This is a genomic window from Paractinoplanes atraurantiacus (assembly GCF_900215205.1).
Lineage (GTDB): Bacteria > Actinomycetota > Actinomycetes > Mycobacteriales > Micromonosporaceae > Actinoplanes > Actinoplanes atraurantiacus.
Genome location: NZ_OBDY01000001.1, coordinates 689,276 through 708,682 on the forward strand (window position 1 = coordinate 689,276; position 19,407 = coordinate 708,682).

General features: G+C 70.8%; 20 protein-coding genes. 5 read left to right on the plus strand and 15 right to left on the minus strand.

The window, feature by feature from the left end; all coding sequences use genetic code 11:
- Nucleotides 1–89: 89 nt before the first annotated feature.
- Nucleotides 90–731: a DUF4245 domain-containing protein gene (locus tag CRP55_RS03235; protein WP_281260748.1), complete on the plus strand. Its 642-nt coding sequence runs from the start codon at nt 90–92 to the stop codon at nt 729–731.
- A 7-nt stretch (nt 732–738) separates the two neighbouring features.
- Here the strand turns inward: CRP55_RS03235 and CRP55_RS03240 are convergent, their stop codons facing one another.
- From CRP55_RS03240 to CRP55_RS03255, 4 genes are read right to left on the minus strand one after another with little or no spacing between them, the layout of a single operon-like run.
- Nucleotides 739–942 carry an exodeoxyribonuclease VII small subunit gene (locus CRP55_RS03240; protein WP_097317910.1) on the minus strand — a complete coding sequence of 68 codons (204 nt, stop codon included), beginning with the start codon at nt 940–942 and terminating at the stop codon, nt 739–741.
- Nucleotides 939–2,165: an exodeoxyribonuclease VII large subunit gene (gene xseA / locus CRP55_RS03245; RefSeq protein ID WP_097317911.1), complete on the minus strand. Its 1,227-nt coding sequence runs from the start codon at nt 2,163–2,165 to the stop codon at nt 939–941. Before xseA ends, CRP55_RS03240 begins: the two co-directional genes overlap by 4 nt.
- 9 nt (nt 2,166–2,174) lie before the next feature.
- Nucleotides 2,175–2,777: a hypothetical protein gene (locus CRP55_RS03250; RefSeq protein ID WP_097317912.1), complete on the minus strand. Its 603-nt coding sequence runs from the start codon at nt 2,775–2,777 to the stop codon at nt 2,175–2,177.
- A gap of 30 nt (nt 2,778–2,807) precedes the next feature.
- Complete coding sequence (locus CRP55_RS03255) at nt 2,808–3,260, minus strand: hypothetical protein (protein ID WP_097317913.1); 453 nt, start codon at nt 3,258–3,260, stop codon at nt 2,808–2,810.
- Between the two features lie 108 nt (nt 3,261–3,368).
- Here CRP55_RS03255 and CRP55_RS03260 point away from each other — a divergent pair, with 108 nt between their 5' ends.
- The gene (locus CRP55_RS03260; protein ID WP_097317914.1) at nt 3,369–4,337 is read left to right on the plus strand and encodes a 4-hydroxy-3-methylbut-2-enyl diphosphate reductase; all 969 of its coding nucleotides are present in this window, start codon (nt 3,369–3,371) and stop codon (nt 4,335–4,337) included.
- A 114-nt stretch (nt 4,338–4,451) separates the two neighbouring features.
- Here the strand turns inward: CRP55_RS03260 and rmuC are convergent, their stop codons facing one another.
- A complete protein-coding gene (gene rmuC / locus CRP55_RS03265; protein WP_097317915.1) occupies nt 4,452–5,588 on the minus strand; it encodes a DNA recombination protein RmuC in 1,137 nt (378 codons plus the stop codon).
- 54 nt (nt 5,589–5,642) lie between these two features.
- On the opposite strand from rmuC, the gene CRP55_RS03270 reads away from it, so the two are divergent.
- Complete coding sequence (locus tag CRP55_RS03270) at nt 5,643–6,392, plus strand: hypothetical protein (RefSeq protein ID WP_097317916.1); 750 nt, start codon at nt 5,643–5,645, stop codon at nt 6,390–6,392.
- Here CRP55_RS03270 and CRP55_RS03275 read toward each other — a convergent pair.
- From CRP55_RS03275 to CRP55_RS03300, 6 genes are all read right to left on the minus strand, one after another.
- Nucleotides 6,389–6,934 carry a hypothetical protein gene (locus CRP55_RS03275; RefSeq protein ID WP_097317917.1) on the minus strand — a complete coding sequence of 182 codons (546 nt, stop codon included), beginning with the start codon at nt 6,932–6,934 and terminating at the stop codon, nt 6,389–6,391. The two genes, CRP55_RS03270 and CRP55_RS03275, sit on opposite strands and share 4 nt — an antisense overlap.
- A 69-nt stretch (nt 6,935–7,003) precedes the next feature.
- A complete protein-coding gene (gene valS, locus CRP55_RS03280) occupies nt 7,004–9,541 on the minus strand; it encodes a valine--tRNA ligase (RefSeq protein ID WP_097317918.1) in 2,538 nt (845 codons plus the stop codon).
- 76 nt (nt 9,542–9,617) lie between these two features.
- Nucleotides 9,618–10,355: an SDR family NAD(P)-dependent oxidoreductase gene (locus tag CRP55_RS03285; RefSeq protein WP_218854017.1), complete on the minus strand. Its 738-nt coding sequence runs from the start codon at nt 10,353–10,355 to the stop codon at nt 9,618–9,620.
- 334 nt (nt 10,356–10,689) lie between these two features.
- Complete coding sequence (locus tag CRP55_RS03290) at nt 10,690–11,784, minus strand: LysR family transcriptional regulator (protein ID WP_097317919.1); 1,095 nt, start codon at nt 11,782–11,784, stop codon at nt 10,690–10,692.
- 4 nt (nt 11,785–11,788) lie between these two features.
- Nucleotides 11,789–12,331, minus strand: coding sequence for a methylated-DNA--[protein]-cysteine S-methyltransferase (locus CRP55_RS03295; protein ID WP_097317920.1), 543 nt, complete (start codon nt 12,329–12,331; stop codon nt 11,789–11,791).
- 81 nt (nt 12,332–12,412) lie between these two features.
- Nucleotides 12,413–14,083: a DNA-3-methyladenine glycosylase 2 family protein gene (locus CRP55_RS03300; protein WP_097317921.1), complete on the minus strand. Its 1,671-nt coding sequence runs from the start codon at nt 14,081–14,083 to the stop codon at nt 12,413–12,415.
- 80 nt (nt 14,084–14,163) lie between these two features.
- Here CRP55_RS03300 and ychF point away from each other — a divergent pair, with 80 nt between their 5' ends.
- Nucleotides 14,164–15,249: a redox-regulated ATPase YchF gene (gene ychF / locus CRP55_RS03305; RefSeq protein WP_097317922.1), complete on the plus strand. Its 1,086-nt coding sequence runs from the start codon at nt 14,164–14,166 to the stop codon at nt 15,247–15,249.
- Nucleotides 15,250–15,299: 50 nt separating this feature from the next.
- On the opposite strand, the gene CRP55_RS03310 is transcribed toward ychF, so the two are convergent.
- From CRP55_RS03310 to CRP55_RS03325, 4 genes are read right to left on the minus strand one after another with little or no spacing between them, the layout of a single operon-like run.
- A complete protein-coding gene (locus CRP55_RS03310; RefSeq protein ID WP_097317923.1) occupies nt 15,300–15,881 on the minus strand; it encodes a Uma2 family endonuclease in 582 nt (193 codons plus the stop codon).
- Nucleotides 15,882–15,914: 33 nt separating this feature from the next.
- Nucleotides 15,915–16,334, minus strand: coding sequence for a GtrA family protein (locus tag CRP55_RS03315; RefSeq protein ID WP_097317924.1), 420 nt, complete (start codon nt 16,332–16,334; stop codon nt 15,915–15,917).
- On the minus strand, nt 16,331–17,035 hold the full coding sequence (locus CRP55_RS03320; protein ID WP_245922757.1) for a glycosyltransferase family 2 protein: 705 nt from the start codon (nt 17,033–17,035) through the stop codon (nt 16,331–16,333). Before CRP55_RS03320 ends, CRP55_RS03315 begins: the two co-directional genes overlap by 4 nt.
- Nucleotides 17,032–17,382: a DUF2304 domain-containing protein gene (locus CRP55_RS03325; RefSeq protein WP_245922758.1), complete on the minus strand. Its 351-nt coding sequence runs from the start codon at nt 17,380–17,382 to the stop codon at nt 17,032–17,034. Before CRP55_RS03325 ends, CRP55_RS03320 begins: the two co-directional genes overlap by 4 nt.
- A 269-nt stretch (nt 17,383–17,651) precedes the next feature.
- Between CRP55_RS03325 and CRP55_RS03330 the strand changes: the two genes are divergently transcribed.
- Nucleotides 17,652–19,397: a hypothetical protein gene (locus CRP55_RS03330; protein ID WP_143234379.1), complete on the plus strand. Its 1,746-nt coding sequence runs from the start codon at nt 17,652–17,654 to the stop codon at nt 19,395–19,397.
- Nucleotides 19,398–19,407: the final 10 nt, after the last annotated feature.

The following is a 19,407-nucleotide window of genomic DNA, read 5'->3' on the forward strand; positions in this document are numbered from 1 at the left end:
CTGAATCCGCGCCGACCGCTGGCTCTGCGCCCGCCGGCTCCGTGCCCGCCGCTGGTTCCGCGGCTGAATCCACGCCCGCCGCCGGTCCTATGCCCGCCGCTGGCTCTGCGCCCGCTGGCTCCGTGTCCGCCGCCGAATCCGCGACCTCGTCCGCCGCGCCCGCGGGCTCTGCGGTTGCCACCGCGGACGAGGCGCCGTCCGAGGCGCCGGCTCGGCTCGAGCGGGGGCAGGCGCGGTCGCCGAAGGACATGGCGATGTCGCTGCTGGTCCTGCTCGTGCCGATCGCGCTGCTGCTGGTCTTCTACCGGACGGTGCTGAACGGTGACGCGCCGATCACGGTCGACCCCGCGCCGGCGCTCCAGGAGGCGCAGAAGGCGAACATCTTCCCGGTGCTGGAGCCGACCGGCCTCGGCGACGACTGGCACGTGTCAGCGGCGAACTTCCGCCGCCAGACCGACGGCGCCACCCTGCGGATCGGCTACGTCGACCCCGACAAGGACGCCCTCCAGCTCGTCGAGAGCAACGTCGCCTCGGCGACCCTGCTCCCCACCGAGCTCACCAAACAGGCCAAGCCGGCCGGCGAGTTCCGCTCGGACGCCGGCGTCTGGCGCCTCTACGACACCCGCCCCGGCGAGAAGGCCCTCGTCCTGGCCGACCAGACCCGCACGGTCATCGTCATCGGCAAGAGCGACGTCGACACCCTCGAACAATTCGCGGGCTCCCTGCGCTGACTCCCGGTCAGCTGTCGGCGCGGGCGGCGCGGGCGGCCTCGATACGGTCGCGGGCGCCGTCGAGCCAGCGCTGGCAGATGTCGGCCAGTTTCTCGCCGCGCTCCCACAAGGCCAGCGACTCCTCCAGGGAGCTGCCGCCCTGCTCCAGCCGCTCCACCACGGTGGCCAGCTCGGTGCGGGCCTGCTCGTAGCTCAGCTTGTCGTCGCTCACTGGTTCTCCTTTACGACTGCTTGCAACTCGCCCTCGGCGAGCCGGACCCTCACCAGGTCGTCGGTCTTGACGTCGTCGGCGGCCCGGACCACGTGGCCGTCGGCGCGCTGGACGATCGCGTAGCCGCGCTGCAGCGTCGCCGCCGGGGACAGGGCGCGCAGGCGGGCCACCGTGTGGCGCAGGTCGTCGTCGGCGCGGCGCAGGCGATTTTCCAGGCTGCGGACGGCGCGGTCACGCAGGGCCGTCACGTCGGCCGCGCGCTGGTCGACCATCAGCTCGGGGCGGGACAGCGACGGGCGCGAGCGCCACGACTCGAGGCGGTGGGTCTCGCGGTCGACCAGGGTGAGCACCGCGCGCTCGAGCCGGCGGCGGGCCACGTCGATCAGCTGCCGCTCCTCGGCCAGGTCGGGCACGATGCGCTTGGCCGCGTCGGTCGGCGTCGACGCGCGCAGGTCGGCCACGTAGTCGAGCAGGGGCGCGTCGGTCTCGTGGCCGATCGCGCTGACCACCGGGGTCCGGGCGCCGAAGACCGCCCGGCACAGCGCCTCGTCGGAGAACGGCAGCAGGTCTTCGACGCTGCCGCCGCCGCGGGCGATCACGATGACGTCGACCGTCTCGTCCTTGTCGAGCACCTTGAGCGCATCGATGATCTGCGGCACCGCGGTCGGCCCCTGGACCGGCACGTTGATCGTGAAGAACTCGACGGCCGGCCAGCGGCGGCGCGTGTTCATCAGGACGTCGCGCTCGGCCGCGCTGGCCCGGCCGGTGATCAGGCCGATCTTGCGGGGCAGGAACGGCAGACGGCGCTTGCGCTCGCGGGCGAACAGGCCCTCGGCCGCCAGCAGCTTTTTCAGCCGGTCGAGCCGGGCCAGCAGCTCGCCCAGGCCGACCTGGCGGATCTCGTCGGCGCGAAGGCTGAGCGTGCCCCGGGCAGGGTAGAACTCCGGCTTGGCGTGCAGCGTGACCCGGGCGCCCTCGGCCAGCTCGGGCGCGCCGGCGTCGAGCACGTCGCGGTGGGCGGTGACGGTGAGGCTCAGGTCGGCCGAGGGGTCGCGCAGGGTCAGGAAGACCACGCTGGAGCCGGGGCGGCGGCTGATCTGGGCCACCTGGCCGTCGACCCACACCCAGCCCAGCTTGGAGATCCAGGCGCCGACTTTCTGACTGACGACGCGCACCGGCCACGGCTCGTCGGCGGTGCTCTTGGCTCCTGCTGGCTCACTCACCCGGCCAGATTACGGAAGCCCTCTGACATTCTCGTCGTCCGCGGTGCGCGTCCCGCGTTCCTCGGCATGGTTGCCGGCTTTCGAAGGCGGCGCCGTCGCGGCGGAGGAGGGGCGGCCGGGCGCGGCGGAGGAGGGCCGGCCGGGCGCGGCGGAAGAAGGGCGGGACGGGGTGAGGCGGGCGACGGCGATCAGCACCAGCATTCCGATCAGCGCCCAGAAGAGCAGGGCGACGGCGATCCGGGCGCCGTCGGCGTGCCAGCCGCCGGGATCGCGGGCCCACATGGTGAAGGGGAAGCCGTGTCTGACCCCGTACTCGGAAGAACAACAATTGACCTGGCTCTGGGGCAGTGTCGAGATCACCAGGCCGAGCACGGCGACGGCCGCGCCGGCCACCCACGCGGTCCGGCCCGGCCGGCGGCCGACGCGCTGGAGGCCGAGCAGGGTCAGACCGGCCAGCAGGAGTACGCCGTGGAACAGGCCGTACGCGAACGAGTCGAGACCCATGGCGAGGTTGAGCAGGGCCAGCGCGGTGAAGGCCCAGCCGATGATCAGGCGAAGCGTGGTCGCCGCCCCCGCCAGGAGTCCGGGGTCGTCCACCGGGGCCTCAGGCATGAATCCGAGTATCCCGGCGAATGGAGGAAGTTACGCCCGATATCCGCTTTTAGTGCGTCGGAACAGCAGAACTACTACTAGGAGCAGCAAACCGGCGTACGAGAAAAGCAGAAGGTCCGCGAAGAGTGAGAGGAAGTTGACCGTCCAGTCCGCGCCGGCCGCCAGCCGCACCGCTGTCTCGGAATCGTCCGCCACCGCGCCCCGGCTGGCCCAGGTGAACGGCCAGCCGCGGTCGACGATGAAGGCGACGTCGCAGCACAGCTGTGACTTCGAGGCGGCGAGCCCGGCAGCCGTCCCGGCCAGCGCGCAGACGCCCATGACGATCGCGGTGACCCGGCCCGGCAGCCGGACGCGATGCGGCATGAGCAGCACCAGACCGCCCGCGGCGAGCACCGCGCCGATCAGCAGATCCAGCCGGTAACTGGCCGAATGCAGATTGAGAAGTATCCAGGTCAGGCCCAGGACCAGCGACAACGCGCCCACCGCGAAATTCAGGCCTCTGGCTGCTTCCCGCAATATCACCGCACGAGTATGCCTGTGGCGCGGATCGCAGAGAAGCATGCATGAGGGGGATCCACGTACCATGGCCGGGTGACTGAGCCCCGGAAGCGTGTGTTGCTGGCCAAGCCGCGCGGCTACTGCGCCGGCGTCGACCGTGCGGTGCAGACCGTCGAAGAGGCGCTGAAGCTGTACGGCGCCCCGGTCTACGTGCGCAAGCAGATCGTGCACAACAAACACGTGGTCAGCACGCTCGAGGCGGCCGGCGCGATCTTCGTCGAGGAGAACGAGGAGGTGCCCGAGGGCTCCACCGTCGTCTTCTCCGCCCACGGCGTCGCCCCCGAGGTGCACGAACAGGCCCGCAGCCGCAACCTCAAGGCCATCGACGCGACCTGCCCGCTGGTCACCAAGGTCCACCACGAGGCGAAAAGGTTCGCCGCCGACGACTACGACATCCTGCTCATCGGCCACGAGGGCCACGAGGAGGTCATCGGCACGTCCGGCGAGGCCCCCGAGCACATCCAGCTCGTCGACGGCCCCGACTCGGTCGACCAGGTCGTCGTCCGCGACCCGTCCAAGGTCGTGTGGCTCTCGCAGACCACGCTCTCGGTCGACGAGACGATGGAGACCGTGGCCCGGCTCAAGACCCGCCTGCCGCTGCTTCAGTCGCCGCCCAGCGACGACATCTGCTACGCCACCCAGAACCGCCAGCACGTGGTCAAGGAGATCGCCCCCGAGTGCGACGTGGTGATCGTGGTGGGCTCGACTAATTCGTCCAATTCCGTACGCCTGGTCGAGGTCGCCGTGGACGCGGGCGCGCGCGCAGGCCACCTGGTCGACTACGCCTCCGAGATCAAGGACGAGTGGCTCGAGGGCGCGACCACGGTCGGTGTCTCGTCGGGCGCCAGCGTCCCGGAGGACCTGGTCATGGAGGTCCTCGGCCACCTCGCGACCCGCGGCTTCGGTGAGGTCACCGAGTTCACCACGGCCGAGGAGCGCCTGACGTTCTCGCTTCCGCAGGAGCTCCGCCGCGACATGAAGGCCGCGGCCGCTCGCGCCTGAGGTTTTCCACAAGCCGGTTGGTTGTCCACAGCTCGCCGGCTCGGCCCCCTTCCCGCCCGTCAGATCCGTCAGACTGGAGCAGGACGGGGGCCCCCGGGGAGGGCGGGCCCCTTGTCAGTCGACCAGCTCCGGCGATTGGGGCTGCCGGGGCGCGACCTCGATCTGCGGAGGCGTGACGAGTTCGTCGTCGGAGACGCCCATCTCGGCCAGCCTGCGCGCGCTGACCAGCACGCGCGCTTCCAAAGAGCCGACCGCCCGGTTGTACGCCGTGACGGCGCCCCCGAGCGCAGTGCCGACCTTGCCGACGTGGTCGCCCAGGGTGGCCAGCCGGCTGTAGAGCTCGCGGGCCAGGCTGTGCACGGCCACGGCGTTGCGGGCCAGCGCCTCCTGCCGCCACGAGTAGGCGACCGTGCGCAGCATCGCGATGAGCGTGGCCGGGGTGGCCAGCACGACGTTGCGCCGGAAGGCGTGCTCCATCAGTGTCGGGTCGTGCTGGAGGGCCGCGTCGAGGAACGGGTCGGCCGGCAGGAAGAGCACCACGAAGTCGGGGGACTGCTCGAAGGCGGTCCAATACTCTTTGGCCGCGAGCGCGTCGATGTGGGCCCGCAGGTGGCGGGCGTGCTGGGTGAGATGCGAGTCGCGGGTGCGCTCGTCGCGCGCCTCCAGGGCCGACAGATAGGCCTCGAGCGGCGCCTTGGCGTCGACGACCACGGTGCGGCCACCGTGCATCCGGACGACGAGGTCGGGGCGTACGCCCGAATTGTCGGTCGTGGCCGTCACCTGCTCGGCGAAGTCGCAATGCTCGAGCAGGCCGGCTGCCTCGACGATGCGGCGGAGCTGATGTTCGCCCCAGCGTCCTCGCACCTGCGGCGTCCGCAGCGCGGCGACCAGCTGTTTCGTCTCGGTGCGGAGCTCACCGGAGACCTCGCTCATCGAACGGACCTGCTGGCGCAATTCGGCGTACGCGTCGACGCGCTCCCGTTCCAGCTCGGCGACCCGCTGCTCGTAGCGGCGCAGGGTCTCGTGCAGCGGGGCCACGGCCCGGGCCACGGCCTCCTGGGACTGGGCGGTCGCCTCGTACGACAGCGCGCGCATCGACTGCTCGAGGCGTTCCTCCCCGTCGGCGCGGGCCTGCACGGTCGCCTCGAGCCGGGCGATGTCGGCGGCGGCCCGCAGCCGCGCGGCGAACCAGCCGATCGCGGCCCCGGCGGCCAGACAGAGGAGCACCACGGCCAGCGTCGAGACAGTCACATGACGGAGATTGCCAGACAGCTACGACGTGATTCGCGAGGGTACCGTTGGAACATGAGCGTGTTGCTGATTCTGGCCATCATCGTCGTGGTCGTTCTCGTGATCGCCTTGGCGCGGCGGAACGGGGCGGCATCTCAGCAAACGCGGCTCGAGGACGCCCGGGCCGAGGCCCAGCGGTGGTACGAGCGGCTCGGCGGTCAGCTCATGAACCTGCACGGCAGCGACGCCGCCGCGCAGCAGGCGCTGGCCGACGCGGGCGAGCGGTACAACGCTGCGGGCGGTCAACTGCAGCAGGCCAACACCGTCCGGCAGTACGAGTTGGCGCGTGAGTCGGCGCTGGAGGGCCTGCAGTATGTGCGGGCCGGTCGCATCGCGATGGGCCTCGACCCCGGCCCCGAGCTGCCGCCGCTGGCGAGCGCGCAGGGCGTCGGCCAGTTGACCAAGGAGCGCGAGGTCAACGTGCAGGGCCACAGCTACAAGGCGGGCCCGCAGCCGGGCGCCGACACTCCCTACTACTACCCCGGCGGTCGCGTGCAGGGCCGCCCGGTTCCGGCCGGCTGGTATTCGACGCCGGTGTGGAAGACCGCGCTCGGTGCCGGCGCCGGCGCCCTCGGCGGTCTGCTGATCTTCGACGCCCTGTTCTCGCCGGGCTTCGGCGACATGGGCTACGGCGACGGCTTCCAGGACGGCTACGCCGACGCGGCCGGCGACTTCGGCGGCGGCGACATGGGCGGTGGCGACATGGGCGGCGGCTGGGACGGCGGCGGCGGCGATTTCGGCGGCGATTTCGGCGGCGACTTCTAGCCCTCGGTCTGGCGCAGGTGTTTGGCGAGCTCGCGGCGTAACCGTCGCGGGCCCGGCCAGATCTCGCTGAGGTCGGCCGTGAAAGCGGTGCCGTTCGGTGTGTCGGCCAGGGCCGGCCAGCCGACCCGCTGGCCCTGCACCGGGTGCACGCTGTCGAGGTCGACCGGCGTGACGTCGAGGACGTTGCGCAGCCGGGCCCGGCGCACCTTCACCGAGGCGATGTCCTCCCAGGCCAGCAGGATCGGGTCGCTGTCCTGGGCGGCCAGTTCGAGGCCGCCCGACGAGACCCGCACCCACGTTTTCAGGGAACCCCGCGTCGAGTAGGCGAAGCAGGCCGCCCCGAAGACCGCGACCACTCCGGCCTGGACCGCGGTGTGCCACCACGGGTTCCCGGTTCCGCCCGTCACCGCCGCCATGATCGGCGAGACGAGCGCGAACGACAGCATCAACAGCACGAAGACGGTGACGAACGTCCGCACCGGCGACGACCGGAACAGCACGGCGTCGCGCGCGGGCGCCTCCACCTGGTCAGGCGCGATCATGCCTCTCATGCTGCCCTGCCGGCGGCCCCGGCTCCGGCGTTTCGCCAGAGCCGGAGCCGCTACGGCCGGTCAGAAGGCGCAGGCGATGACCAATTCCGGCGTACGGCCGGGCAGCATGTCGAGCTTCGCGATCCGGCCGGCCGATTTGAGGTCGCCCTCGATCAGCGCCAGCTTGTCGAGCAGCTCGGCCGGGCCGAGCGCCTCGGCCAGCGGCACGTCGGCCTTCATCGACAGCTTCCGGTCGCTCTTGGCCCGCCGGACCTGGCGCAGCGCGTCGCCGGCCAGGCCGAGCAGGCTCGCGTCACCCTCGCCGGCGACCCGGGTCAGCTCGTACGTCGTCGGCCAGGTCGCCTTGTGCACGGAGCCGTACCGCCACCACGACCAGACCTCCTCCGTCACGTACGGCAGGAACGGCGCGAACAGCCGCAGCAGCACCGACAGCCCCGCCGCCAGCGCGGCCCGGGCCGAGTCGGCCCCCGGCCCCTGCGCGTACGCCCGCTCCTTGACCAGCTCGATGTAGTCGTCGCAGAACGTCCAGAAGAACGCCTCGGTCGTCTGCAGCGCCTCGGTGTGGTCGTAGCGGTCGAACGCCTCGGTGGCCGCGCTGACCACGGCCGCGAGCCGGGTCAGCATGGCCCGGTCGAGCGGCTCGGTGACCGGCTGCCGCAGCGCCTCGGCCGCGCCCAGCCCGAGCGCGAACTTCGACGCGTTGAGCAGCTTGGTCGCCAGCCGCCGCCCGACCTTGATCTGGGCCGGGTCGAACGCCAGGTCGGCGCCGGGCCGCCCGTTGGCCGCCCAGTAGCGGACCGCGTCCGAGCCGTTCTGCACCAGCAGGTCCATGGGCGTGACGACGTTGCCCTTGGACTTGGACATCTTCTTGCGGTCGGGGTCGAGGATCCACCCGGAGAGGACGGCCGTCTTCCACGGCAGGACGTCGCTCTCCTGGTCGGCCCGCAGGACCGAGGAGAACAGCCAGGTGCGGATGATCTCCTGGCCCTGGGGGCGCAGATCCATCGGGAAGGTCCGCTTGTGCAGGTCGTCGTCGTGCTGCCAGCCGGTGACGATCTGCGGGGTGAGCGACGAGGTGGCCCACGTGTCCATCACGTCGGGGTCGGCCGTGAAGCCGCCCGGGACGTCGCGCTGCGACTCGTCGAAGCCGGGCGGACACTCCGAGGAGGGGTCGACCGGCAGCGACGATTCGTCCGGTATGAGAAGCTGGTCGTAGTCCGGTTCGCCAGCGTTGTCGAGCCGGTACCAGATCGGGATCGGCACGCCGAAGAAACGCTGCCGGCTGATCAGCCAGTCACCGGTCAGACCGTTCACCCAGTGCTCGTAGCGGTGCCGCATGTGCTCGGGGAACCACTGCAGCTCCTTGCCCCTCGCGATGAGCCGCTCCCGCAGCTCGGGCTCCCGGCCGCCGTTGCGGACGAACCACTGCCGGCTCGTGACGATCTCGAGCGGCGAGTCGCCCCGCTCGTAGAACTTGACCGGATGGGTGATCGGCCGCGGCTCTCCGATCAGGTCGCCCGACTCGGTGAGCAGCCGGACGATCTCACGCCGGGCCGCGTTGACGGTCAGGCCCGCGAACTCCCGGTAGGCCGCCTCGGGGACGCCGGCCGGGCGGTCGGCCAGGAACCGGCCGTCGCGCCCGAGGACGACCCGCGTCTCCAGCTGGAGGTCACGCCACCACGTGACGTCGGTGATGTCACCGAACGTGCAGACCATCGCGATGCCGGTGCCCTTGTCGATCGCGGCCATCGGATGGGCCCGGACCGGGACCTCGACGTCGAAGAACGGCGTGCGGACGCTGGTCAGCCCCTCGTAGCGCTCGTCGCCCGGGTGGTAGACCAGCGCGACGCAGGCCGGCAGCAGCTCGGGCCGGGTCGTGTCGACCTCGACCGGGCCGTCCGGCCCGTGGAAGCGCAGGCGGTGATAGGCGCCCGGGCGCTCCCGGTCCTCCAGCTCGGCCTGCGCGACCGCCGTGCGGAACCCGATGTCCCACAGCGTCGGCGCCTCGGATGTGTACGCCTCGCCGCGCGCCAGGTTGTTGAGGAAGGCGCGCTGCGAGACGGCCTGCGAGTGCCGCCCGATCGTCGTATAGGTCAGGCCCCAGTCGACCGAGAGGCCGAGCGTGCGCCACAGCGCCTCGAAGGCCTTCTCGTCCTCGGTGGTCAGCCGCCCGCACAGCTCGACGAAATTGCGCCGTGAGATGGCGATCGGCTGCTTGGGCGGTGTGGCCGGCGGCTCCCAGGCCGGGTCGTAGGGCAGCGCCGGGTCGCACCGGACGCCGTACACGTTCTGAACCCGCCGCTCCGTCGGCAGCCCGTTGTCGTCCCAGCCCATCGGATAGAAGACGGCCTTGCCGCGCATGCGCTGGAACCGCGCGACCGTGTCGGTGTGGGTGAAGGAGAAGACGTGCCCCATGTGCAGCTCGCCCGATACGGTCGGCGGAGGCGTGTCGATGCTGTATACATCCGAGCGCTCCTTCGAGCGGTCGAACGTATACGTGCCCTCCTCCTGCCAGGTGCGCGCCCACTTGTCCTCGAGCCCGTCCAGCGACGGCCGCTCGGGGAGACCGGCGCGCCCGGTCGTTCCCGTATCAGTCATGTGCGGAATGCTACGGCGAAACGACCGGCCGGGCCGCCGATAAAACGGCGACCCGGCACACACCGCCCGGGCCCGCTCAGACGGCGAGGCGCCCGCCGTCGACCGGCAGAACGGCTCCGTGCACGAAGGACGCCCGGTCACTGACCAGGTAGGCGACCGCGTCGGCGATCTCGGCCGGGTCGGCGATCCGACCCGCCGGCGCGGCGCCGGCCAGCGAGTCACCGAAGTCCACGGTCCCCTCGGTGGCGGTCGGCCCGGGGCTCACCGCGTTGACCCGCACGCCGGACCGGCCGTACTCGGCGGCCCAGGCCTTGGTCAGCAGCACGATCGCGGCTTTGCTCGACCCGTAGAGGGCGGCGCCGGGCATGCCGAACCCGGCGACCATCGTGCTGAGGTTGACGATGGCCCCGTGCCCGCGCGCGGCCATCGCGGGCGCCAGCTCGGCGACGAGGAAGAACGGCACCCGCACGTTGAGGTCGTAGACAGCGTCGAACTGGTCCCCGGTGACCTCGTGGGTGGCCGCGAACGGATAGATGCCGGCGTTGTTGACCAAAATGTCCACCCGCCCGCCGAGCCGCACCGCGGCCCGCGCGAGCTCCCGAGCGCTCGCTTCGTCCCGAAGCTCGGCGGCGATGAAGTCGGCCTTGCCACCCGCCGCCCGCAGACGCGCGACGCCAGCCTCACCCCGGCCCCGGTCCCGCCCGGTCAGAATGACGTGGCTACCCAGCTCGGCCAGCCGGGCGGCGGTCGCCCGCCCGATCCCGCTGGTGGCCCCCGTGACGAGGGCGATGGTGTCGGACAGATCCTGCTTCACGACAATGCACCTGTCTCTCAACGGTCAAGCGCGGGAGCGCCCGATCCGCCCGGTGCAACGGCGCCCACGAATGTCCACTTCCGGCGCAGTTGCCGCTTTCTCCTTATGGCCGCCATCGGCCTCGCTTAGACCGGCCGCTCGGTGCCGCGCAGACGGGGCCACCCGGTGTCGCTCAGAGCCGCCCGGTCGGTGTCGCTCAGTCGGCCTGTTCGGTGTTGCTCGGACCGGCCGACTCGGTGTGCTCAGTCGGCCTGCTCGGTGTTGCTCGGACTGGTCGGCTGGGTGTGCTCAGTTAGCCCGCTCGGTGCTGCTTGGCTGGTCGGCTCGGTGTCGCTCAGGCCGGGCCGCTCGGCTGTTCCAGGGCGGCCACCAGCCGGCCGAGATCGCGCCGGCGGGAGTCGGCCCGCCAAGTGGCCCAGGTGCGGCGGACGAGCGGCGAGCCGGCGAGCTGCAGCCACACCACGCCGGCCGGCAACGGCTGCGGCCAGTCGGCGGGCGCGAGCGAGAAGACATCGCCGGCCAGCACCGAGGTCAGCTTCACCTCCGGTATCAGCGCCTGACTCCCGGCCACGTCGGGAGTCGCCCGGAGACCGTGACTGCGCAGCACCGCCACGATCTCGTCGAACCAGGCGGGGCTGTCCGACCGCGCGAAGCTCAGCCACCGCAGCCCGGCCAGCCTCTCCAACCGCACCGCCGGCAGCTCGCCCGACCGCACCGCCGGCAGCTCGCCCGACCGCTCGGCCGGAAGCTCACCCGGCAGCTCGGCCGGAAGCTCGCCCGGCAGCTCGGCCGGCAGCTCACCCGGCAGCTTGGCCGGCTGCCCGCCCGGCAGCTCGGCCGGAAGCTCGCCCGGCAGCTTGGCCGGCTGCCCGCCCGGCAGCTTGGCCGGCAGCTCGGCGATCTCCTCGGCGGCTCGGCGGGGCAGCAGGACGCCGAGAGGCTCGGCGCCGATCTGGAGGGCGTCCAGGTCGTCGCCGTCGGCGCGCTCCCGCAGCAGGCCCAGGTCGAGCTCGCCCGCCCGCAGCGCCGCGAGCTGAGCGCTGGTCGACAGGTGGCGTGGCTCGACCCGAACGGGCGGCCCGGCCAGCGCCAACTCCGCGAGCGGCCCGGCCAGCAGCTCGAACCGGACCTCGAGCGGCAGGCCCAGCCGCAGCGCGGGCTCGGCCGCGCCCGGCTCGCGGGTGACGGCCGCGACCGCCTGCTCGTAGCGGCCGAGCACCGCCCGCGCCTCGCCGGCCAGCACCGCGCCGGCGGGCGTCGGCCGGACACCCGTGGCGCCCCGGATCAGCAACGCCATGCCGAGCTCGCGCTCGAGGGCGGCGGCGACCTGGGACACCGCGGGCTGGCTCAGCCGGAGCCGGCGGGCGGCCGCCGAGAGGCTGCCCTCCTCGACGACGGCGACGAACACCCGCATCTCGCGCAGCTCCATCGGCTCATCGCATCACACCCGCCGCCGCCCGCATGGCGGCCGGGTCGGCCTGATCGGGATCTTCATAGGCGAGCAGCCACTCCTTCACCGGCAGGCCCCAGCGGTAGCCGCCGAGCGTGCCGTCGAGCCGCAGCACCCGGTGGCACGGCGTGAAGAGCGCGACCGGGTTGCGCGCGCAGGCCGACGCCGCGCCGCGGACCGCGGCCGGCCGCCCGGCCATGCGGGCGAACTCGGAATAGGTCACCGGGGAGCCCGGCTTGATCTCGCGCATGACCTGCCACGCGTGCTTGATGAACTCGCCACCGATGTGCTGCTCGACGGTCACGGCGTCGATCGCCGAGCGGTCACCGTCGAAATAGGACCGGACGTGAGCCGCGACCGGCCCGACGTCGTCGGCCGGCTCGGCCGGGGCGCGCAAACTGGGATGGACCAGGCTCATCAGGTCGGCCACGTCGGTCGTGAAGCCGGCGGCGCGCACGGCGCCGAACGAGGACACGATCACGGTCAGCGGGCCGGTGGGGGTGTCGAGCGTGCGGTATTTCAACATCGGGTCCTCCTGGGGTCGTGGTCCAGCCTGGCCCGTTCGGACGGGCCGTGGGAAAGATCTTGTGGAGCTGTGGATAACGCGTCAGGACGCTCTCCACAGCCGGATAAGTCCGTATGAGCGCCATGGGCGCCAGCGCTCGGCGTGCGCGGCGAGCGCCTTCGGCGTTGTCGGCAGACCCAGAGCGGCTGCTCCACGCCGTACGGCCAGGTCGGTGGGAAGGAAGACGTCCGGGTCGCCGATCGCCCGCATCGCGACATATCCGGCGGTCCACGCGCCTATGCCGGGTAGTTCCTCCAGGCGGGCGACGGTCTCGGCGCGGTCCGCGCCCGGTTCCAGGTCGATCTTGCCGTCGGCCACGGCCGCGGCCAGCCGCCGGATCGTCTCCCGCCGCGCCACCGGCATCCCGAACGCCTGGTCGGGCAGCTCGGCCACGACCGCCGCAGAGGGAAAGGCGGCCAGGCCCGCGGTGAGGGAGGCGGCCAGGCCCTCGGTGAGGGAGGCGGCCAGACCCTCGGCAGAAGAGGCGGTTAGGCCCGCGCTGCGAGAGGCGGTTAGGCCCGCGCTGCGAAAGGCGGTTAGGCCCGCGCTGCGAGAGGCGGCCAGGCCCTCGACGGAAGAGGCGGCCAGACCCGTGGGGGACGAGGCGGCCAGACCCTCGGGCGAAGAGGTGGCCTGGGCTGAGGCGGGAAAGGCGGTTTGGGCTGGGGCGGAAGAGGCGATTGCGGCCGCCCTGAGGATCCGGCGCAGCGTCGTTCGCGCGCCTGCCACCGAGACCTGCTGGCCCACGATCGCCCGCACGGCCATCTCGAAACCGTCGACCGCGCGTGGCACCCGTACACCCGGCTCCTGTGCGACAGCCGCAGCAAGCGCGACGTCCGCGCCCAGCGTCGCGTCGACGGCGTCGGGGTCGGCGTCCAGATCGAAGAGCCGCCGGCATCGGGCCACGGCCGGCGCCAGGTCACGCACGTCGCCCAGCCGCAGTGTCGCCGTGACGAACCGGTCGGCCGGGGTCAGCGCGACCGTCGCGCTTCCATGGGGCAAGGACAGACCTCGGCTGTACGTGTTTCCCACGCGCTCCTCGACACCCGGCAGCGCCCTCGTCTCGAGGAAGTCGAGCAGCGCCGGCACGTGCAACGGCGAGCGGTAGGCCAGCCGTACGGTGATCGTCCCCGGCTCGTCCGCCACACCGCTCGCCCGCCGGGCCCGCAGGCGGCCGGGCGGTTGGGCGTACACCTCCTGAATGGTGTCGTTGAACTGGCGGACGCTGCCGAAGCCGGACGCGAACGCGATCTCGGCCAGGCCCAGGCCCGTGGTCTCGATGAGGATGCGCGCCGTCTGCGCGCGCTGAGCACGGGCCAGCGCCAGCGGACCGGCGCCGAGCTCCGCGGTGAGCAGCCGGTTGAGGTGACGCTCGGTGTAACCGAGGCGGCTCGCCAGCCCCGGCACCCCCTCGCGGTCGACCACGCCGTCGCCGATCAGGCGCATCGCCCGGCCGACCAGGTCGGCCCGCGCGTCCCACTCGGGGGAGCCGGGCGCGGCGTCCGGGCGGCAGCGCTTGCAGGCCCGGAAACCGGACCGCTGGGCGGCGGCCGCGCTCGGATAGAAGCGCACGTTCTCCCGCTTCGGCGTGATCGCCGGGCAGGACGGACGGCAGTAGATGCCGGTGCTGGTGACGGCGGTGAAGAACCAGCCGTCGAAGCGCTGGTCCCGGCTGTCCACGGCTCGGTAACACCGTTCGAAGTCCAGTTCCATGCCGTTGAGTCTGCGCTTCCGGGCGGCCGGATTGCTGGCGGGATTCGGACATGGCCATGGACCCCGTAGACTGACGCTCCGTGAGCCTCACCATCGGAATCGTCGGCCTGCCCAACGTCGGCAAGAGCACCCTGTTCAACGCCCTGACCAAGAACGACGTGCTCGCCGCGAACTACCCGTTCGCGACGATCGAGCCGAACGTCGGGGTCGTCGGGCTGCCCGACGAGCGCTTGGGGAAGCTCGCCGAGCTGTTCAAGAGCGAAAAGGTCCTTCCGGCGCCGGTCAGCTTCGTCGACATCGCCGGCCTGGTCCGCGGCGCGTCCAAGGGGCAGGGCCGCGGCAACGCGTTCCTCGCCAACATCCGCGACGCCTCGGCGATCTGCCAGGTCGTGCGCGCGTTCTCCGACCCGAACGTGCTGCACGTCGACGGCAAGGTCTCGCCGTCCGACGACATCGAGACGATCAACACCGAGCTGATCCTGGCCGACCTCCAGACGGTCGAGAAGGCCCTGCCCCGCCTGCAGAAAGAGGCGAAGCTCAAGAAGGACCGGGCCCCGGTCGTGGCCGCCGCCGAGGCCGCGTTCAAGCTGCTCAACGACGGTGTCACGCTGCACGCGGGCGCGGCCGCGGCGGACATCGACGTGGAGCTGCTGGGCGAGCTGCACCTGCTGACGACCAAGCCGTTCCTGTACGTCTTCAACGTCGACGAGGAGGAGCTCGGCAACGCGGCGTTCCTCGACGAGCTGCGCGCCCTGGTCGCGCCGGCCGAGGCCGTCTTCATGGACGCCAAGATCGAGTCCGAGCTGATCGACCTGTCCCCGGAGGACGCGCAGGAGCTGCTCGAGTCGACCGGCCAGACCGAGCCCGGCCTCAACCAGCTCATCCGGGTCGGCTTCGACACGCTGGGCCTGCAGACCTATCTGACGGCCGGCCCCAAGGAGGCCCGGGCCTGGGTGATCCCGGTCGGCGCCACGGCCCCCGAGGCGGCCGGCGTCATCCACAGCGACTTCCAGCGAGGCTTCATCAAGGCCGAGATCGTCAGCTTCGACGACCTGATGACCGCCGGCTCCATGTCCGCCGCCAAGGCCGCCGGAAAGGTCCGCATGGAGGGCAAGGACTACATCATGAAGGACGGCGACGTCGTGGAGTTCCGTTTCAACGTGTAGTTCGGACCCGTCGGGGAGAGGTGCGTGCTGACGTGCCTCTCCATCGCGGATCAGCTCTTGCGGACGGGCACCAGCTTGTCGAGGTCGAGCTCGATGGCGAACGGCTTCGTGACGTGCAGCGTGCGGCGGTGGATTCCGGTCGCCACGTACGAGCGCGTGGGTTCGTCGAGTTCGTAGGCGTGGACCACCGGCGATCCGTCTTCGTCCTCGACGCGCCAGTAGCTCGCGATGCCGGCTTCCGCGTACTTGCGCAGTTTTACCGTGCGGTCACGATGCGCTGACTCCGGCGAGACCACTTCTCCGACCAGAAGAGTCTCTTCGGGCGTGTAGAACGTCCGGGACAGGTCGAAGGGCGCCTTCGTGATCAAGAGATCGGGCTCGGGGCGATTCCATTTGTCGAGCCGGATCGTGATTTCCCGGTCGACCGCGATGCCGGGCGGCGTCTGGCTCGTCAGAGCGTTCACCATCGCGGTGATCATTCGAGCGTGCCAGATCCGCTGAGGGGACATCATGAAGACAAGCGCTCCATCGATCAGTTCGGTGTGGCGCGGAGCTTCGGAGAGTTGGTCGAGGTCTTCGGCGTACCACCCCTCGGGCCGAGGCGGGCGCATCCACTCGGGCACCGCGGTCATGGCGTCACCGTAGCATTCCGTAGTGACATCGCCTCAGATGAAGATCCACTTCCTGGAGATGAAGTAGTTGATCGTCGACAAGGCCGCGGTGGTCAGGACCTTGGCGATCAGGTACATCACGCCCAGGGCCGTCAGGGCCTTGACCAGCAGGACCGTGATCAGGAGGTTCACCGCTACCAGGGCCAGGTATTTGGCCAGCTGGTGTTGCAGGCGGCCGGTGGAGGCGAAGGCCCACTGGCGGTTCAGCAGGAAGTTGACCAGGAAGCCGGCCAGGAAGGCGATGGCCGTCGCGGGCTCCAGCCACATGCCCACCAGGCCGTGGAGCACCCAGAGCAGGCCCGCGTCGACGACCACGCTGGTGCCGCCGACGATCAGGAAGCGGAAGCCGCTGCTGCGGGTGATGCGCAGCGCGGTCTCGCCCAGGCCGACCCCGGCTCGGCTTCCCGTCGTCATCGGCGGACCAGGGCCAGCAGCAGCGCCAGGCCGGAGCGGAACAGGTAGATCATCGCCTTGCTCGGCGAGTTGCTCGGCGTGCCGCCCTGGCGGGGGCGCATCGAGACCGGGATCTGCTTGATCACGTAGCCGGAGCGCTTGGCCTGGACGATCGTGTCGACCGTGTCGCCGAGGTATTCGACCGGGAAGTTGCGCGAGTAGAAGTTGATCAGCTCGCCGCGGCAGGCCCGGTATCCGGAGGTGGTGTCGGTCAGCCTCGTGCGGGCGATGGCCGACAGCGCCTTCGACAGCAGCTTCATCGCCCACTGGCGCGGGCCGGCGACCTTGTAGGCGCCCTCGCCGGCGAACCGGGCGCCGATCACCAGGTCGGCGTCGGACAGCGCGTCGATCATGTCGGTGATGTAGCGGGGGTCGTGCTGCCCGTCGGCGTCCATCTGCACGGCGACGTCGTAGCCGTGCTCGACCGCGTACCGGTAGCCGAGCCGCCGGGCGCCGCCGACACCCAGGTTGTACGGCAGGCGTACGACCTTGGCGCCCGCCGCCCGGGCCACTGCGGCCGTCGCGTCGCGCGAACAGTCGTCGACGACCAGAATGTCCATGTCGGGGACTTCTTGCTGCAGTTCTTTGATGACCGCGGCGATTGATTCCGCTTCGTTCCACGCGGGCAGGATCGTCAGCACGCGTTCCGTCGTCACGGTCACGGCGTTTTCACTTTCTCCCGCAATTCCTGCAATTCGGCAACATCTGCCCGAAGTAGGGCAATCTCCTCGGAAAGGCTCCGAGTCTCCTCCTCCAGCCGGCTGCTCTCCCAGGAGAGGTGCACGGCCACCAGAAGCAGGAAGACGACGCTGGCGAACAGGAAGAGGCTCAACCCGGACGCGATGCCGAGGAACGACGACAGCCCGTCGAGGAGCGTCGGAATGAACGCCAGCGGAAGCACTGCGACCGCCACCAGCAGCCACAGTGCGCCGTATTTCTCACGCAGTTGCCGCCGCCGCAACAACTCGAATATCACGACCAGCATGACAAGGCCGGTCGTGGCCGTCACAAAAGTCAGTCTCATTGATTTCCCCCGCTGTCCCCGCGGTCTTAGCGAGCGGACACTACCGCACACAGGCCACTTTCGAGAGATCGAGGCTTGAGGATTCTTAGCGACATATGGGTGTACAACGGGCAAATGACCACGGTCAGCCTGTGTGCCTCCTGTGCCCCACTCCACAATGGGACAGTGGCGAACCGCCGTTGCTGCTACCGTTCGCCGGTCATTCGCTGGTTGACGCCACCGGCGCCCCAGGCAGGAAGAATCAGACGACCATCATGACGACAGAGGTCATGCCGCCCGTGCAGCGCGAAGCGACGGCGGCGAAAGACAGCTCCGGACGCCTCCGATGGATCATCATCGGCGTTCTCGCTCTCGGCTGGCTCGCCGGGGTGCTGTGGCGGCTCTGGCTCGGTAATCCGATCACCCACCCCATCGCGCACACCGATGAGGACAGCTACATCAACGCCGCGCGCGCGATCGCCGGCGGGCCGGGCGGCTTCAGCTCGGAGACCCCGCTGTTCCGCCGCGTCGGCTACCCGTTGCTGATCTCGCCCGCCTTCATGTTCGGGCTCGACTTCGCGACCTCGTACAAGATCGTCCAGGTCGTCAACGCGGCGATCAGCGCCCTCTCGCTGCCGCTGGCCTACCTGCTGGCCCGCCGCATGTTCGGGCTGAAGACCTGGGTCGCGCTGGCCGCCGCCTTCGTCGCGGCCACCATGCCGGCCGGCACCTTCTGGTCGCTGGTGGGCATGACCGACGCGGTCATGGCGCCGCTCATGCTGGGCTGGCTCCTGGCCGTCCACTGGTGGCTCGGCGAGCCCGCGCGCAAGGGCGCCGCGATCACGGTCGGCGTGCTGACCGGCGTGCTCTACATGGTGCACATCCGCGGCACCATCCTGGCCGTCGTCTTCTTCGCCTTCCTGGCCTTCCTGATCTACCGGCGCAAGGCGACCTGGCGCACGGCCGCGCTGCCGGTCGTGCCGCTGGCGCTGCTGGTCGTGCTCAACCAGATCATCATCGTGCTGCTGGGCGACAAGGTGCACGTCCGCGGCGACATCGTCGGCGGCGGCACCCTCGAGGTCTTCACCAGCGTCCAGCGGCTCCAGGTGTTCTTCGGCTCGCTCGGCACCAACATCTGGTACATGTGCGTGGTCACGGCCGGTCTGGCCGGCATCGGCTGGGCGGTGGCCACCCTCGAGATGTTCCGGCCCAAGCGCGACCTGGCGTACCGCTGGACCGGCGGCCTGGCCCTGTTCAGCACGCTCGGCGTGGCCCTGGGCGCGGCGCTGATCCTGGCCGGCCTGCCGGTGAACGCCGACGCGATCTACTCGCGCTACGTGCAGACCTTCGTCCCGTTCTGGATCCTGTTCGGCTTCGCCGTGCTGGTCGACAGCCGGCTGCGCGCCGTGGCGAGATACGCGGTGGTGCCCGTGCTGGTCCTCGCGGCCGGCGGCGGGCTGATCGCCTACCGCCTTCACCACGTCGCCGAGCAGGGGCACAAGCTGTCGTACGGCACGTTCGGCGGCCCCGACATCATCACCATCACCGCCGGCTGGACGCATTTCCGCCCGCTCGTCGGCACGGCCATCGGCCTGATCGGCCTGGCCGTGATCGTGGCCGCGACCCGGGTGCGCCAGTTGTGGATCCCGACCCTGGCGCTGCTCGTGGTGGCCAACGCCGTGACCATGGTGGTGATGCGCGACCGCATCATCGAGCCGCTGGGCGAGAAGTTCAGCATCGCGATCGATCTGAGGGAGCTCGGCGTCGGCCCGGGTGACAAGGTCGCCTTCAGCGCCAAGATGACCAACGAGGGCTACTTCGTGATGTACCACGACGTCTACTGGCAGGACGTCACCTTCCTGCCCAAGGGCGGCCGCCCGCCGGCCGACGTCGACGTGGTGATCGGCCGCTACCTGCCGTCGCGTCCCGACCTCCAATGGCCCGCCGGCCAGTTCGGCTTCAAGCTGCTGAAGGGCTCGGGCCTCTACGACGCTCAGATCGGCGTCTGGCGCCGACAGTAAGAGAAACGAC

What these genes read in the sequence shown, in the direction of transcription:
- CRP55_RS03235 (WP_281260748.1), top strand. Translation starts at nt 90, where the DNA reads ATGCCCGCCGCTGGCTCTGCGCCCGCTGGCTCCGTGTCCGCCGCCGAA.
- CRP55_RS03250 (WP_097317912.1), bottom strand. Translation starts at nt 2,777, where the DNA reads ATGCCTGAGGCCCCGGTGGACGACCCCGGACTCCTGGCGGGGGCGGCG.
- CRP55_RS03270 (WP_097317916.1), top strand. Translation starts at nt 5,643, where the DNA reads ATGAGCGTGTTGCTGATTCTGGCCATCATCGTCGTGGTCGTTCTCGTG.
- CRP55_RS03275 (WP_097317917.1), bottom strand. Translation starts at nt 6,934, where the DNA reads ATGATCGCGCCTGACCAGGTGGAGGCGCCCGCGCGCGACGCCGTGCTG.
- valS (WP_097317918.1), bottom strand. Translation starts at nt 9,541, where the DNA reads ATGACTGATACGGGAACGACCGGGCGCGCCGGTCTCCCCGAGCGGCCG.
- CRP55_RS03290 (WP_097317919.1), bottom strand. Translation starts at nt 11,784, where the DNA reads ATGGAGCTGCGCGAGATGCGGGTGTTCGTCGCCGTCGTCGAGGAGGGC.
- CRP55_RS03295 (WP_097317920.1), bottom strand. Translation starts at nt 12,331, where the DNA reads ATGTTGAAATACCGCACGCTCGACACCCCCACCGGCCCGCTGACCGTG.
- CRP55_RS03300 (WP_097317921.1), bottom strand. Translation starts at nt 14,083, where the DNA reads ATGGAACTGGACTTCGAACGGTGTTACCGAGCCGTGGACAGCCGGGAC.
- CRP55_RS03310 (WP_097317923.1), bottom strand. Translation starts at nt 15,881, where the DNA reads ATGACCGCGGTGCCCGAGTGGATGCGCCCGCCTCGGCCCGAGGGGTGG.
- CRP55_RS03315 (WP_097317924.1), bottom strand. Translation starts at nt 16,334, where the DNA reads ATGACGACGGGAAGCCGAGCCGGGGTCGGCCTGGGCGAGACCGCGCTG.
- CRP55_RS03330 (WP_143234379.1), top strand. Translation starts at nt 17,652, where the DNA reads ATGACGACAGAGGTCATGCCGCCCGTGCAGCGCGAAGCGACGGCGGCG.